Here is a 13,977-nt window from a genome sequence, read left to right on the forward strand (position 1 = left end):
TTGTATTTATGGAATGTATAAATAGCCTGCTTCCTCAACAGCCAGCTTGCTTTTGGGCGTGATCCGAATCGTCTGGGTAACCTTCTCGATAATACCTTGCTGAACCAAATAGTCCATGACACCAAGCAGCTGGTCACTCTGCACATGAAAATGCTTATTGATCAGCGTAACCGTTTTGATCTCCTGATCCCTCATGAACTCAAGCACCGGCTTTGAAAAGACAGGGAGATGCCGCTCCAGTATTCGGTCCAGGCAGTCTAATCCCCTCTCTATTTCCTCCACATTCATATGGTGGGACATCGCCTCCTGATAAAAAGGAACAAGAACCTCCGGATTCAGAATCTGTGCTCGCTGAATAGCCTCTCTGGATATGGCTTCACCGTGAATACAGAGCTCCATATGGGCAACCGACTCTGCAGCTTTTAACAAGTAATACTGGGCATACAGCAGATCCTTTCGGACGGTCAGCCACTTCCGGGTCTTGTCGGACAAAAATACAAGCTGACTTGCAATATGAAGTGCCGAAATCGCTATATCATCACTGCCTATGGTCTTGAGATCTTCGAAGTATTCAACCAGGCTGTCATCCGTGGAATAGACCATCTTCCCCTTGGAGTAGTAGGATTGGGCAAAGGACCCGCCCAGCGCCCGGTCCATCCCCCGCTTGAAGTCGCTTCGGGCCACAAGATACACATTGATTAAGATACCGTCCTCGTCAATACAATAGGTTGTTGTGGTAAGGGGCTGGTCACGGACGACCATGGTCATGTCAATATCGCTTTTTTCCCAAATCACATCATAAGCCAGACTCCCGCTGAGAATAACGGCAATCACATTCGGATCACCGCTGACCTTGCCGATAAAGCTGTCCCGAGCGGCAATGTAGCGTTCTCTAAGCTCTGCCTGCGCTGCACTATCCATCCTTCCAGCCCTCCTCCTTTTTCTTATAAAATTTCCCTTTTCGTATTTTCCGTTTATGGTAGAATCATACTACACTGCGATGTATAGAAACGGACAAAAATTGCTGGGTTATCCCGCAAAAAGTTCAGCTTGCAAAGGAGCAATTATGGAACTCCATCTCCTCGAAACGATCAACCAAACCACTGATTATATCGAACATCATCTGCTCGATGAGCTAAGTCTGGACCGTATCTCCGAACAGGTGAATATCTCCAAATTTCATTTACTCCGCATCTGGAAAGGGGCAACCGCAACCGGCCTGATGGAATATGTGCGCAGAAGGCGGATCGCCTTGTCCCTGGGAGATCTGATTCATGAACGGAACAGCATTGAGTTCATCTCCTCCAAATACTCCTTCGGCTGCGAACGCACCTATTCCAGGGTCTTCAAAGAGGAATTCAACATCAGTCCCGCCAAATGGCGGCGAAACCCCTCTCCACTGCAGATCATGGACAGGTTCAATGCCGACTTTCTGCATCGTGCGGGAGAAGGTCTTGTCTATTTCCATTCCACAAGCGTATTGCCGCCCTTTTCCATTGCAGGACCCGAATATCAGGTGGATGTAAATGACAATATGGCTAATCAAACGTCCAACCGGCTGGGTGTCGCTTTCTTTTATAAGGACCGTCCAAGAATTATCAATCCGGTCAACAAAAATATTTATATCGGGTATACCACCGTTCCGGAGCCGTTTCAGGGCTATACCTGGTACCAACCCTCAGTCAAAGTGAATCAGAGCAGCATCATTCCACCGGATATGTCTGTCAAGCATGTTGCCCCCCACAAGTACGGAGTGTTCACCTATATGGGACCTCATCGGCCGGAAGACATCAATTCGAAGTCCTTAAGCAGCATCTGGAAGCAGATCTTCGAGACGTGGATGCCCACCATACAATTCGATCTGGATGAGAAATTCAGCTTCGAGCTCATCAATTACGCCAGATGCAATAAGCAGTACTGTGAGTGCAATTTGTATTATCCGATATCGAAGATATGAAGAAAGAAAGCAAAAGACCGGCCCAGGTTGGGGCCGGTCTTTACATTGATCTGTCTATTCGTTGTTTTAAGAAGGATTCTCTTGTTCAAATAGTCTTCTTAATCTGTCCGGTTATTCACTGCTGTCTTCTTATAAAGATGATCGAACGGGGACTCGGTGCACAGTTCCCCCAGCTCAAAATCGCTCTTCCCTTGCTCCCGCATGTTCTCTGCAAATTTGGCGACAGTGTTCAGGACTCTTGTGCTCTGCACCGGATAATCGCCTACAGAGCTTTCCGCTGACAGCATTACAGCATCGGTCCCGTCCATTACGGCCTGAGAGATATCGGTTACCTCTGCACGTGTTGGAACCGGGTGTTCCACCATGGATTGAAGCATCTGAGTAGCAGTGATTACGTAGGTCCTGGATTGCTTACACTCGCGGAGAATGGCTTTCTGAATAAAGGGAATTCGTTCGAAAGGCAGCTCTACGCCAAGATCTCCGCGCGCAATCATGATTCCGTCGGACGCCTCCATAATGGATGAGAAATTCTGTATGGCATGAATGGTTTCGATTTTGGATACCAGACCCGGTTGACTATATTTCCCCAGCGCAGATACAAACGCCCGAATTTCCATCAGATGCGATGCCTCACGGATAAAAGAACAAGCAATCCAATCCACATGATGCTCCAGCAGGAACTGAAGATCCTGTTTGTCTTTTTCAGTAATGGCCGGCAAACGGATTTTCGTTCCTGGAAGGTTGACACCTTTATGGCTGCTGATTGTTCCACCGACAATAACCTTTGTAATAATGCTTCCCGGATGCTTATCCGTCACCTCAAGCTTAACTTCCCCGTCATTGATTAAGATCGCAGCACCCAGTTGAATATCCTCCATCACCACAGGATTATCGAGCGCTGCGCGGTCCTGGCTTCCCGGTTCATCCGACTGATCCAGAATAAAGGATTGACCTTCCTCTAATTGAACGTCCTCCCCTTGCACACTCTTCAGACGGATCTTCGGTCCCTGCAGGTCACTCATAATCCGCACGGGTTGTCCTGTTTCAGCGGCGGCGGCCCTCAATACTTCAATTACCCGTGCATGCTCTTCATGGCTCCCGTGTGACATATTGAGCCGGGCGATGGTCATACCGCCCAGCAGTAACTCCTTAAGAATAGCTGGGGATGAACTAGCCGGGCCTATCGTGCAGATCAAATCAATACTCAACTGAACTTAACTCCCATATCTGATTGGCCTTCATACCTTACCTTAGTTTGCATTGTACGTTTAATCTAACTAAACTATACATGATTGATAACCGTTGCCATTCACTTTACAGAAGGGAAGGGACACACTCATGAATACGAAACAATTAGAGCGGATTCACACAGGAAAGGGTTTTATTGCGGCTTTGGATCAAAGCGGAGGCAGTACTCCAAAAGCCCTGCTGCAATATGGCATTCAGGAAGGCCGCTATGCCACTGAAGAAGAGATGTTTGCACTGGTGCACGAGATGAGAACGCGAATTATTAAGAGTCCGGCTTTTAATTCCAGACACATTTTGGGTGCTATTCTTTTTGAGAACACGATGGACCGCTCCATTGACGGTCAATTCACGGCTGATTATTTATGGGAACAGAAAGGCATCGTGCCTTTTCTGAAAATCGATCAGGGTCTGGCCGAGTCTGATAACGGGGTTCAGCTCATGAAACCTATCCCCGGTTTGGATGATCTTTTGCAGCGCGCCGTCCAGAAAAATATCTTCGGAACCAAGATGCGCTCACTAATTAAGGAAGCGAATCCTACCGGCATACAACAAGTCGTAGAGCAGCAGTTTGCCGTTGCAATCCAGATTGCAAATGCCGGTCTGGTGCCGATTATCGAACCGGAAGTAGATATCCATAGTAAGGATAAAGAGCAAGCGGAGAAGCTTTTAAAACACGAGATCTCTGCTCAATTATCTGCTCTCGGTAAAGACGTGAAGGTTATGCTTAAACTTTCCATTCCAACTGCGGATAATTTCTATAGTGATTTAATAGAAGATCCGCATGTGGTAAGGGTTGTGGCTTTGTCAGGCGGCTACACTCAAGCGGAAGCCAACGATAAGCTTGCACATAACCATGGGCTGATCGCCAGCTTCTCCCGGGCCTTGTCCCAAGGGCTTAGCGATCAGCAAACCGATGAAGAGTTCAACGCCATGCTCGAACAATCCACCCAGGCCATCTACGAAGCCTCCATCACTTAAGGGGGGGACACCCGATATGATACTGCGTCTGAATTGGATTACACTCAGGGTCCGCAACCTGGAAGCTTCCCTCGATTTCTATCACAGGATTCTAGGGCTTCCTATTGAACGCAGATTTGAGAGCAGAGGAAGACAAATAGTTATGTTAGGTGCAGAAGGTCAACCCAAGATCGAGCTGATTCAGGGAAATGAGAAGGTTATGATACCTGAGAGCGGCGTCTCTGTTGGTTTCGAGGTGACTTCACTGGATGAGGCCATCGATCATTTAAAAAGCCAGGGTATCCCGTTAGCACGCGGACCGATCATGCCCAATCCTCACCTGAGATTCTTGTATGTACTGGACCCGGACGGCTTCGAGGTGCAGTTAGCGGAGCACAGGTAGAGCAGTGGTTGAAAAAGAAAGACCGCCTCCAATGGAAGGCGGTCTTTCTCTGTCCTGGATTCTTCAGCTACCATTTGCTATCTATATAAATTCTCTGTCCTACGCCTGCAAAAAACTCTATGCCTTACAACCGGTTTTTGCGTGACAGCACATAGTAGACCGGGAGTCCGGCCAGCGTTATGCCTATTCCTATCAGTGAGCGCAGCGGATCACTGATAATTGTGCTGCCCAGAATATATATTCCGCCCGCTACCCCAATAATAGGAGTAACCGGGTATAAAGGCACGCGGTAGCGTCCTTTTGCCAGCGGTATTTTTTTGCGCAGGATAAATATACCGAACACGCCCATAGTAAAGAAAATCCACAACACAAACACCAGCAAATCCGTCAGCGTATCAAAGGTTCCCGAGAAAATATAGATGACCGCCAGCACACTTTGAAAGATAAGCGCATTGGCCGGAGTCTGAAACTTGGGATGGATGCTGCGGAGCACCCGCGAGAACGGAATCTGGTTGTTCTCCCCCATCGCCTGAGGCACCCGTGCAGCAGTCATCAAATAACCATTCAGCGCACCGAGCACGGACACAATAATACCCGCAGTAATAAAAGCTCCACCGCCATTGCCGAATAATGCCTCTGCCGCATCCGCCCCCGGAGTCGGGGAAGAAATGATCTGGTCGTAAGGCAGTGCCTGAAAGATGGCAATATTGAATAATACGTAAACGGCGATTACAAAAATAACCCCGATGGAAATGACTTTGGGCAGCGTCTTGGCCGGGTTCTTGATCTCTCCTGCCATATTCGTCACACCGATCCAGCCGTCATAGGCCCAGAGCGTGCCCAGAACAGCTGCTCCAAAGCCCGCTCCCGCTGCCGACGCCCCTATCCCACCAAAGCCGGGAGCCAAATTCGAGAATAAGCCCACTCCTACTATTCCCGCCACCGGAATCAGCTTGCCAACCGTTGCAACGGTCTGGATAATCCCACCGAATTTGGTCGCAATGATGTTCATGATTAGAATGAAAGCCAGAATAGCAACGGCCAGCAGCTTCTGCTGCCAGTGATTCAGCGGCAAAAAATAGCCGGAGTATGTAGCAAAGGCAATCGTCAGGGCCGCAACGGAAGCCGGATAGGAGATTACAGCCTGCACCCAGCCCAGTAGATAGCCGAATACTCCGCCATAGAGTTCTCCCAGATATGTATACAGACCTCCCGACTTCGGAATGGCGGCTGCAATCTCTGCTACGCTCAGTGCTGAAGCCAGAGTAATGATACCGCCAACCCCCCAGGCCAAGATACTCATCCATGGGGTACCGGCATTATTCAGCACAATCCCTGGTTTCAGAAAAATCCCCGAACCGATAATCATCCCTACCACGAGTGCCAGGGCTTCAAAGAATGTTACAGTTTTTATAAGCGGCTTTGTATTCATTCTGACATTTACTATCCTTCCTGTTGTTAGATTGTAGCGTATTTTAGATCGATCATAACTGAATGGAGGGAAGATCCGGCTAAGCCTGTCCCAGGTGAATAAGACTGTCCAGCGCATCTTGGACGGCCTGTTTTTCTTTCTTGAGCACAGCTTCCCCCTGCAACCGCTCCAGTAAATCTCTTACTTGTAATGCCTCCATCTCGCTTCCAAACAGCGGGTAACCTTCCGGCAGACTGGATAAGGCCGAGATTACGATCCGGCGCTGAACATCCTTGCCCTCAAGCCACTGAATCACGTCGGAGGCTTCTGGTTGCGAGTGAATATACAGCGTATCCCACCCGTCAAAAGGGAACGATACCTTATCCTCCATCCACTTCAGTACCTGCTGGCTGCGGAATGGCTGCAATAAGGAATTCGCTTCATAGCCACTTAACTTGCTATGCTTCCCTTGCTTATCCAGCTCTTCAACTACACGCTGTAGCCCTTCCCCTGCCGGTAAGCATACAGACGAGAGATAAGCCCTCACCTGACGACTCACCTTAAGCGGAGGTTCATTTCCCCACAGGGTCCGCACGAAGTCAGCAGCGTATTCCTTAAGCAGATCACCCGCGTAACACAATAGCTGTGACCGATTGTTAAGGTTTGCCTCCTCCACTGCTCTTGTGACCCATGCTTGCAGCACCGCTTCCTGTGAATAACAGGCAAAGGCCGCCTCTACCTCCGGATGAATTCCGTTCGTTTCCGTATACAAGATCAGCAATGGCAGCTCCTGCTGCGCCTGCTCCACGGTGAGGGTCAGATATTGGTGCAGCCAGTCCATCCAACGCATACCGTTACTGCCGCCTGGATTCAGCCCCTGTTCATCGCAAAAATCCGGGTATTGCCATTCCTCCGCCCCCACACATCCTAGCTCAGTGACCCGCTCCAAAAAAACCGTTATGGTTGGAGCCAACACCCGGAATTCTCCTGTCTCGTGAGCCCAGTGGACGACGGAGGTTCCAGACGGGCTATGCAGATCAAGCAGCAGCTCATCCCCGTTCCCGGCAAGATGAAAGCTTAGATACCGCTTCTGCCCATCCATGCTCTTATCGGCAAAGTCGTAGAAATCCAGCACTTCGAGATCCCAGCCTACATTACCGCTCACCTCAAACGGCATAATCGTCTCACTCGGAAGATACCAGCTCACCTGAGCCTTAGCGGCGCCCTCTTCCAGCAGCAAGCGAAATTCTTCGGGCAGCAAAACTCCAAGACGAGTTTCCACTGTCTCAATGTCCTTTTTCTCCGCAGGTGGATCAAAGTAAATATACGTATCCGCAGACTTCAGCTCCAGTGCCTGAATCAGCTGCTGCCACTGACCTTTCCATATTTCTATAGGTTTGTGCATTTGTGCGTCCCCCTTCTCTTGATTTTATCATGAAGCTGTGGAACTGAAAGCGAACAACTTCATTCCTCCTGGACCCATTTCGGGTAAGTTTGCTTATAAAAGAAACTCTCCGTTGTAACATCCATTCCTTGGAAATATACTTGATGTAATCGTGCCTCTAGTCTTTGCCATGCGTACAGCACGAATAGGCGATTCATAATGAGAGCGCTTCGATAGATTGCTTGTCCTGTAATTGCATGGCGTAAATATTTTTAGGAGGGTAAAAATCTTATGCTATATACACAAGGAGTTACCGATTGTTCACCGGCAGAGGTGGGTTATGATGCTTCAAGAATCGAGGTCTTGAATGCCCACTTCCAGACCCTCATCGATCAAAAAAAAGTCCAGGCCGCCTCTTACTGCGTTTCCAGGTATGGGAAGACATTCATGCACGGTGCTATCGGACCGCTTTCATTCCGGGAAGACCAGGCAGATCCGCTATTGCCGACAACCGTTCATAATATTGCGTCCATTACCAAAGCTGTTACCTCGGTAGCCGTCGCCAAGCTTGTTGAGGACGGCATTCTCCGGTTTGACATTCCAGTTGGCACCATATTAGAACCGTTTAATGTGGACCCATTCAACAAAATCGATATTTACAGCCTCCTGACCCATACCTCGGGTTTATTTCCCGACTGTGCGGATAGCATTCCCTATCATAAATCTTATTGGGAGTTCATCGGTGAATATTTTGAAAAATATAGCCCTGAAGATGGGGATCCGGACTGGATTACCGCTGCTCTGAGCTGCGGGGTCAATAAAAAAGTAGGTGAGGAATGGCAATACTGTTCATTCGGCTTCTGCATCCTTGGAGAAATTATCAAGAAACTGACCGGTATTACCGCTGAGGAGTACATAGAAAAGCACATACTGAAGCCACTTGGCATGAATGACACGGTTTGGGAGCTGACTCCCGATTTAGCCAAACGTGCGATTATTAGAAACGAGAGATACGAGAAGCGGCTGAGCGATGTAATCAACGGTAGTCGGCCTGAACTCTCACAGGAGGAGAAGCTGTGGGAGACGGTTTCCAAAACAGGTGGAGGGCTGGCCTCTACACCTGGTGACATTATGCGGTTCGCCAACATGCTCCTGAGCATGGGAACACTGGACGGTACCCGGATTATCGGCCGCAAAGCGGTAGAAAAGATCACAACCCGCACCCTTTATGGGGTTCCTGACCACTGCTGGGGTGCCGATAATAGCGACCGGAGTTATGGCATCGGACTCGATATGAGAAGAGGTCCCGCCTTCCTCTACTCCTCGACCAGTTATTTGCATGAAGGCGCGGGTGCCTGCTGCATGGTCATTGATCCTACAGAACAGCTCGCCGCCGTATGGTTCGTACCTTTCACCGGTGACAATTGGTATGCGGAGGGACTATATAATGTAACCAATATCATTTGGTCAGGACTGATCTAATGAACAGGTTTAAGCACAATTGGCTTATTTGCCGGACGGTAGCGGACGTAACCTACAAAGAGTGGAGTGCTTACCGTACGCATTCTATGGTATCCATTATCGTCGGCCCTGTCTATTTCATAGTGCAATATTTCATCTGGACGGCGGTATATGGAGATCACGCTTCACTCGGCGGCATGGGTCTCCCCCAGATGATCCGTTACTTCGGCGCTACTGCGCTACTCGGTTACCTGATCATGGATTTTGCCGACTGGAACTTATCCATGCTTGTGCGAACCGGTAAATTTCTCACCTTTCATTTGCGCCCGATTCATCACCGTTCGTTCGCATTATTTCAGAAAATTGGCCACCGGTCTCTGGGTTTTCTGTTTGAATTTCTGCCGTGTCTTTTGATCTTCATTTTTATTTTTGGAGTCGATATGCGGCCTGCGAGCCTTCCGTTGACCCTTCTGTCGGTGCTGCTGGCCTTTCTGATGAATTTTTATGTGAACTACATGATTGGCCTGACTTCATTTTGGCTTGTCCAGTCGAGCGGGATACGAAGCGCGTTTATGCTGGTGTCAGGGATTTTTTCAGGTGCGCTTATTCCGCTTGATTTCTTTCCGCACTCCCTGCAAGTAATCCAGTTCTTCCTGCCGTTTCAGTATATGGCTTACCTGCCGGCAATGGTGTTCACCGGCCATTATTCGCTTGGTGGTCTAGAGCTTTCCATTCAGCAAGCTGTAGGCATGCAGGCAATAGCCGTGCTAATCACATTCGGATTGAACGAACTCGTACGCCGTATGGCCATGAAGCAGTTTACCGCTGTCGGTGCATGAATGACCCCTTGAAAGGATAATTAGTTACATGAAACGGTATCTGGATGTTTATAAGCAGTGTATGTATTCCGCTTTGCAGTCGGCTGCAGCTTACCGGATGAACTTCATCATCAGCAGTCTGATTACATTGATCGGCAACATTCTATTCCCGCTGGTCACCCTGCTAATTTATCGGGCTGGAACCAGCTTTCCCGGCTGGAGCTTGTATGAGGTGTTATTGATCCAGTCGGTATTCACCATGTCGAGCGGGCTTTCGGGTATTATTTTTGGCGGAGTCCTCTGGACCACCATGTCGCATGTCCGGGAGGGCAGCTTCGAGGTCATTCTGCTCAAGCCGCTCAGTCCGCTGTTTTTTATTGTTGCTACTACGTTTTCTACCGACAGTATTGGCTTGTTTCTGGGCGGGGTATCTCTATTTATCTTCTCTGCTGCACATGTAGGCGCCATTTCAGCCATTAACTGGCTACTGTTTGCCGGATTATTTATCGCAGGGACGGCTGTCCTGGCAGGATTATCTCTGATGATGGCTGCGGTGTCCTTCAAATGGGTAGGCAATTCGAGAATCTCCGAGCTTGCGGACAGTGTACTGCACCTTGGAAAGTATCCGTTGCCTATTTTCCCGAAGGCTATACAAGGGGTAGCCACAATGATCATTCCCGTGGGAATGGTAGGCTTCTTCCCTGCGTCTGCTCTCCTCGGGCGGGTGCAGGCCAGCGATTACGCGGCGGTTCTACCCTGCTTTTTATTTTTGGCGGCTGGAATATGGATTTACCGGCATATGATCAGATTGTACGAGGGGGTAGGCGGATGATGCCGGTTATTGACGTGAAGCATTTGACCAAGACGTATACAACTTATAAGCGGGGCTCAGGCATGGGGCAAACCTTCAAAAGCTTCTTTCAGCGCGAAGAAGTCGTAGTCCATGCGGTGAACGATATCAGCTTTGCCATTGGCCAGGGGGAGATCTGCGGCATTCTGGGTCCCAATGGAGTGGGCAAATCAACGGCAATCAAAATGCTCTGCGGTGCGCTGTATCCGACAAGCGGGGACATTCAAGTGCTGGGTTATTCGCCTGCCCGGGACAGAAAGCACTACGTCTCCAGAATCGGAGCCGTCTTCGGCCAGAAATCCCAGCTCATCTGGGATATTCCACCTATTGATAGTTTCAACATGAATAAGGCCATCTACGGGATCTCCACTCCTGAATACAAAAGCCGTCTGGAAGAATTGACGGAGCTGCTGGATATTACCCATGTGATTGAAAAGCCTACACGAGTGCTGTCTCTTGGCGAACGCATGAAATGCGAATTCGTCATGGCTATGCTGCACCGCCCGGACATTTTGTTTCTGGATGAGCCAACCATCGGGCTAGATGTGATCGCCAAGGTCAAAATCCGTGAATTCATCCACCAGATGAATAAAAAGCAGAATATGACCTGCATTCTGACCACCCACGATCTCGAGGATGTGGAGGAGCTTGCCCATCGGGTGATTGTCATCAACCACGGGGATAAGGTTTTTGATGATTCGCTGCAGCGGCTGAAGCTTTTCCTGGGGGAGAAAAAACGGGTCAGTTTCACTTTTGTGGAGTCCGTTCAGGGCAGCGTCTTCAATAACGCCTATACCCAAGTGATCGAACGTCCGTCTGATTTTCAGATTACGCTTGAAGTAGACACAGCACAGATTTCAATCAGTGATTTTCTGGAAGACATCTCGCGAAAGCACCGCTTCTCCGACATCTCCGTGAAGGAACTCCCCATCCAACAGGTAGTTATGAATATTTATGAAAGTGCGGGTATGAACACATGAGTATTATTTATAAAAAGGTAAGCGACTTTAACCGGGGAATACTGTTTGAATTATTGACAGATGCATATTCATTTGACCGCAGATATGAACAAAGCTGTACTTCGGATTGGCAGGATTTTGATCACTTTTTCTTTGACAATTTAGAGATTGCAGATAGGTGCGGGTTCATCACAACACTACACGACGAAGCCATTGGATTTGTTTCATGGGACCCGAGGAATATGCCTGAGTATGCGGAAATTGGTCATAATTGCATTGCGTCCAGACACAAAGGCAAGGGTTATGGTAAAATGCAGCTTCAAGAAGCGGTCAATAGAATCATCCAAAATGAAGTAAAAAAAATAATATTATTCACGAATGAAGACCTAATTCCCGCTCAACGAATGTATGAAAGTGTAGGATTCATATTAGATCAAGAAAGAAAGACACAGAGTATCCCTAATGTTATTGGTGAACCTGTGGATTATGTATATTTTGTAGAGTAAGTGTATGCGTCCTCCCTCCAATATAGGAATAAATCCTCTCTCCCAAGATTCCCCATATTCTGCTATGCTAATATAATCATAGAGAAGAAGCGGGAGGCGCAACTTGAATGGATGCATTTCAATATGAGCTAACTTCAGAGACTGGCATCAATCTGAGATATGAATACGGAGGGGAGTACTTCACGTTCAGCCTGTATCGGGATGACAGAGGATGGGTTCTTCACCCCTTTGATGGTATCCTGCTGAGAAATCAGACGATGTGCGCTCTTGTCGCACAAGAGCTGTTCAAGCATAAGCCTTTTCAGGTAATGCTGGCGAAAGAAGGTATTCTTTTCACCGATATCCGTTCCACCGTTAACCTCGATAATGTGAACACTCCGATTGCCGCACGAAATGAGCGCAATGACCGGGAGTCTCGTGATAACCCGGCTGATGACCTGATGGAATTTGTGCAGCAGCATTCGGTTGAAGAGGTCATTGAATACGAGTGCGGTATTATTGGAAGCCGCATCTCCTTTTATAGAGAGATCCTGCAGCGTATGTTCATGGACAACCTGGGTCCCTCAGATCCGGAGTTCCAAAAGGTACAGGATATCGTACGTATTTACGAACATTCCTTGGACAAGCTATCCAACCTGAACGGTCCGGATCTGGACGCGGGAAGACGCGGCAGAATATAAATCTCTTGAAAGGCTGATTCTAATGACACTTGATCTTATAAAGGGACAAAAATGCAACTTAACGAAAGACAATCCTCTCCTTACACGAATTATTGTAGGAATGGGCTGGCACAATACGAGATCTGAGGTTGAGGTTGATTTTTCTGCCTTTTTGCTTACGCCTGCCGGGACTGTCTCTACAGATGAAGACCTTATTTTTTATGGCAATCCTTCTACTTCGAACCAATCTGTAGCCGTATTACTGTCGGATAAAAAATCCTACGCAGGCTTAACCGATAACACACAAATCGCTGTCGAGCTTAGGCAAATTCCTGCAGACTACGAACGGATTGCATTTGCACTAACGATATATGAGGCTGACAAACGGCAGCAAAACTTCTCGCTATTGGACGATGCTTATTTACGGATTATTAACGCTGATGATGGAACGGATATTCTCCGCTACAACCTAGGTAAAGGTTTCTCTGTAGAGACCGCCATTGTCACGGGAGAAATCTATAGATACCATAATGAATGGAAATTCAGCGCTGTAGGTTCGGGATATGCAGGAGGTCTAGCTGCCCTATGCAAAAGCTATGGGATAGAGGTCAATGACATACTGCCCTCGGTTGTACCCGCTAGCCCAATAATTCAATCACAGCCGTCCCCGCTTGTTCTCCCAGAACTGCGGTCACGGCCTAAGGACTCAGACAACTTGCCCCCGTCTTCACCAGCATCACCTCCAGCCCCTCCATTAAATCCGAATACCATCCTGCTTAAGAAACGCGGGGAGAAGATCAATCTCCAGAAAGGGACTGATTCCCTTGGCGAGATACTGATCAATCTTAACTGGTATCAAAAAAAATCTTCGGGCTGGTTCGGAAGTAAAGGCGTTGACCTTGACCTTGGTTGTCTGTTTGAACTGAAAAATGGCATCAAGGGCTCTGTCCAAGCACTCGGTGAATCCTTCGGAAGCTTGAGCAGGCCGCCTTATATCTCCCTTGACGGGGATGACCGCACCGGCTCCATAGCCACCGGCGAGAATCTGAGGATTAATGGCCATTATCTTTCCGAAATTAGCCGCATCGTTATCTTTGCCTTCATCTATGAGGGAATCACGAACTGGTCGGAGGCAGATGCGATTGTAACCATCAAGCAGCAGGGCGGTCCGGAGATCGAGGTCCGGCTGGATGAGCACAACAACAATAAGGGCATGTGTGCCATCGCTATGATTCGTAATCTGAATGATGAGACACTCAGCGTCGAGAGACTCGTAGAATATTTCGCCGGACACCAGGAATTGGACCAGTATTATAACTGGAATCTGAGATGGGAAGCTGGCAGTAAATAGCGGTCATTACAGA

At 48.4% G+C, this 13,977-nt stretch carries 14 protein-coding genes; 10 read left to right on the forward strand and 4 right to left on the reverse strand.

Annotated elements, in window-relative coordinates:
- Positions 1–6: 6 nt before the first annotated feature.
- Complete coding sequence (locus ACAN54_RS11155) at positions 7–921, reverse strand: nucleotidyltransferase (RefSeq protein WP_379154000.1); 915 nt, start codon at positions 919–921, stop codon at positions 7–9.
- A 145-nt stretch (positions 922–1,066) separates the two neighbouring features.
- Between ACAN54_RS11155 and ACAN54_RS11160 the strand changes: the two genes are divergently transcribed.
- Complete coding sequence (locus ACAN54_RS11160) at positions 1,067–1,957, forward strand: AraC family transcriptional regulator (RefSeq protein WP_379154002.1); 891 nt, start codon at positions 1,067–1,069, stop codon at positions 1,955–1,957.
- A 98-nt stretch (positions 1,958–2,055) separates the two neighbouring features.
- On the opposite strand, the gene pyk is transcribed toward ACAN54_RS11160, so the two are convergent.
- Positions 2,056–3,165 (reverse strand): pyruvate kinase, encoded by a 1,110-nt coding sequence (gene pyk / locus ACAN54_RS11165; RefSeq protein WP_379154004.1) that lies wholly within the window; start codon positions 3,163–3,165, stop codon positions 2,056–2,058.
- A 130-nt stretch (positions 3,166–3,295) separates the two neighbouring features.
- On the opposite strand from pyk, the gene ACAN54_RS11170 reads away from it, so the two are divergent.
- Positions 3,296–4,183, forward strand: coding sequence for a fructose bisphosphate aldolase (locus tag ACAN54_RS11170; RefSeq protein ID WP_379154007.1), 888 nt, complete (start codon positions 3,296–3,298; stop codon positions 4,181–4,183).
- A 16-nt stretch (positions 4,184–4,199) separates the two neighbouring features.
- The gene (locus ACAN54_RS11175; RefSeq protein ID WP_379154009.1) at positions 4,200–4,565 is read left to right on the forward strand and encodes a VOC family protein; all 366 of its coding nucleotides are present in this window, start codon (positions 4,200–4,202) and stop codon (positions 4,563–4,565) included.
- 124 nt (positions 4,566–4,689) lie between these two features.
- Here the strand turns inward: ACAN54_RS11175 and ACAN54_RS11180 are convergent, their stop codons facing one another.
- Positions 4,690–5,997 (reverse strand): APC family permease, encoded by a 1,308-nt coding sequence (locus ACAN54_RS11180; protein WP_379154011.1) that lies wholly within the window; start codon positions 5,995–5,997, stop codon positions 4,690–4,692.
- A gap of 79 nt (positions 5,998–6,076) precedes the next feature.
- Positions 6,077–7,381, reverse strand: a complete 1,305-nt coding sequence (locus ACAN54_RS11185) for an SMI1/KNR4 family protein (protein WP_379154013.1) — start codon at positions 7,379–7,381, stop codon at positions 6,077–6,079.
- A 270-nt stretch (positions 7,382–7,651) separates the two neighbouring features.
- Here ACAN54_RS11185 and ACAN54_RS11190 point away from each other — a divergent pair, with 270 nt between their 5' ends.
- The 7 genes from ACAN54_RS11190 (at position 7,652) to ACAN54_RS11220 (ending at position 13,964) form a co-directional block, all read left to right on the forward strand.
- Entirely contained in the window at positions 7,652–8,842 is a 1,191-nt protein-coding gene (locus tag ACAN54_RS11190) for a serine hydrolase domain-containing protein (RefSeq protein WP_379154015.1), read from the forward strand.
- Positions 8,842–9,660: an ABC transporter permease gene (locus ACAN54_RS11195; protein ID WP_379154017.1), complete on the forward strand. Its 819-nt coding sequence runs from the start codon at positions 8,842–8,844 to the stop codon at positions 9,658–9,660. The genes ACAN54_RS11190 and ACAN54_RS11195 overlap by 1 nt, the downstream gene beginning before the upstream one ends.
- A 28-nt stretch (positions 9,661–9,688) precedes the next feature.
- Positions 9,689–10,471: an ABC transporter permease gene (locus tag ACAN54_RS11200; RefSeq protein WP_379154019.1), complete on the forward strand. Its 783-nt coding sequence runs from the start codon at positions 9,689–9,691 to the stop codon at positions 10,469–10,471.
- On the forward strand, positions 10,471–11,469 hold the full coding sequence (locus ACAN54_RS11205) for an ABC transporter ATP-binding protein (RefSeq protein WP_379154021.1): 999 nt from the start codon (positions 10,471–10,473) through the stop codon (positions 11,467–11,469). Before ACAN54_RS11200 ends, ACAN54_RS11205 begins: the two co-directional genes overlap by 1 nt.
- The gene (locus tag ACAN54_RS11210) at positions 11,466–11,954 is read left to right on the forward strand and encodes a GNAT family N-acetyltransferase (protein ID WP_379154023.1); all 489 of its coding nucleotides are present in this window, start codon (positions 11,466–11,468) and stop codon (positions 11,952–11,954) included. The genes ACAN54_RS11205 and ACAN54_RS11210 overlap by 4 nt, the downstream gene beginning before the upstream one ends.
- A gap of 107 nt (positions 11,955–12,061) precedes the next feature.
- Positions 12,062–12,634: a hypothetical protein gene (locus ACAN54_RS11215; RefSeq protein ID WP_379154025.1), complete on the forward strand. Its 573-nt coding sequence runs from the start codon at positions 12,062–12,064 to the stop codon at positions 12,632–12,634.
- A gap of 22 nt (positions 12,635–12,656) precedes the next feature.
- The gene (locus ACAN54_RS11220; RefSeq protein ID WP_379154027.1) at positions 12,657–13,964 is read left to right on the forward strand and encodes a TerD family protein; all 1,308 of its coding nucleotides are present in this window, start codon (positions 12,657–12,659) and stop codon (positions 13,962–13,964) included.
- Positions 13,965–13,977: the final 13 nt, after the last annotated feature.

It is taken from the genome of Paenibacillus diazotrophicus (assembly GCF_042610465.1).

Excerpts from the sequence above, each read along its gene's own strand:
- ACAN54_RS11220 (WP_379154027.1), top strand. The coding sequence starts at position 12,657 with ATGACACTTGATCTTATAAAGGGACAAAAATGCAACTTAACGAAAGAC.
- ACAN54_RS11175 (WP_379154009.1), top strand. The coding sequence starts at position 4,200 with ATGATACTGCGTCTGAATTGGATTACACTCAGGGTCCGCAACCTGGAA.
- ACAN54_RS11190 (WP_379154015.1), top strand. The coding sequence starts at position 7,652 with ATGCTATATACACAAGGAGTTACCGATTGTTCACCGGCAGAGGTGGGT.
- ACAN54_RS11200 (WP_379154019.1), top strand. The coding sequence starts at position 9,689 with ATGAAACGGTATCTGGATGTTTATAAGCAGTGTATGTATTCCGCTTTG.
- ACAN54_RS11170 (WP_379154007.1), top strand. The coding sequence starts at position 3,296 with ATGAATACGAAACAATTAGAGCGGATTCACACAGGAAAGGGTTTTATT.
- ACAN54_RS11215 (WP_379154025.1), top strand. The coding sequence starts at position 12,062 with ATGGATGCATTTCAATATGAGCTAACTTCAGAGACTGGCATCAATCTG.
- ACAN54_RS11210 (WP_379154023.1), top strand. The coding sequence starts at position 11,466 with ATGAGTATTATTTATAAAAAGGTAAGCGACTTTAACCGGGGAATACTG.
- ACAN54_RS11180 (WP_379154011.1), bottom strand. The coding sequence starts at position 5,997 with ATGAATACAAAGCCGCTTATAAAAACTGTAACATTCTTTGAAGCCCTG.
- ACAN54_RS11185 (WP_379154013.1), bottom strand. The coding sequence starts at position 7,381 with ATGCACAAACCTATAGAAATATGGAAAGGTCAGTGGCAGCAGCTGATT.
- ACAN54_RS11195 (WP_379154017.1), top strand. The coding sequence starts at position 8,842 with ATGAACAGGTTTAAGCACAATTGGCTTATTTGCCGGACGGTAGCGGAC.
- ACAN54_RS11205 (WP_379154021.1), top strand. The coding sequence starts at position 10,471 with ATGCCGGTTATTGACGTGAAGCATTTGACCAAGACGTATACAACTTAT.
- ACAN54_RS11155 (WP_379154000.1), bottom strand. The coding sequence starts at position 921 with ATGGATAGTGCAGCGCAGGCAGAGCTTAGAGAACGCTACATTGCCGCT.
- ACAN54_RS11160 (WP_379154002.1), top strand. The coding sequence starts at position 1,067 with ATGGAACTCCATCTCCTCGAAACGATCAACCAAACCACTGATTATATC.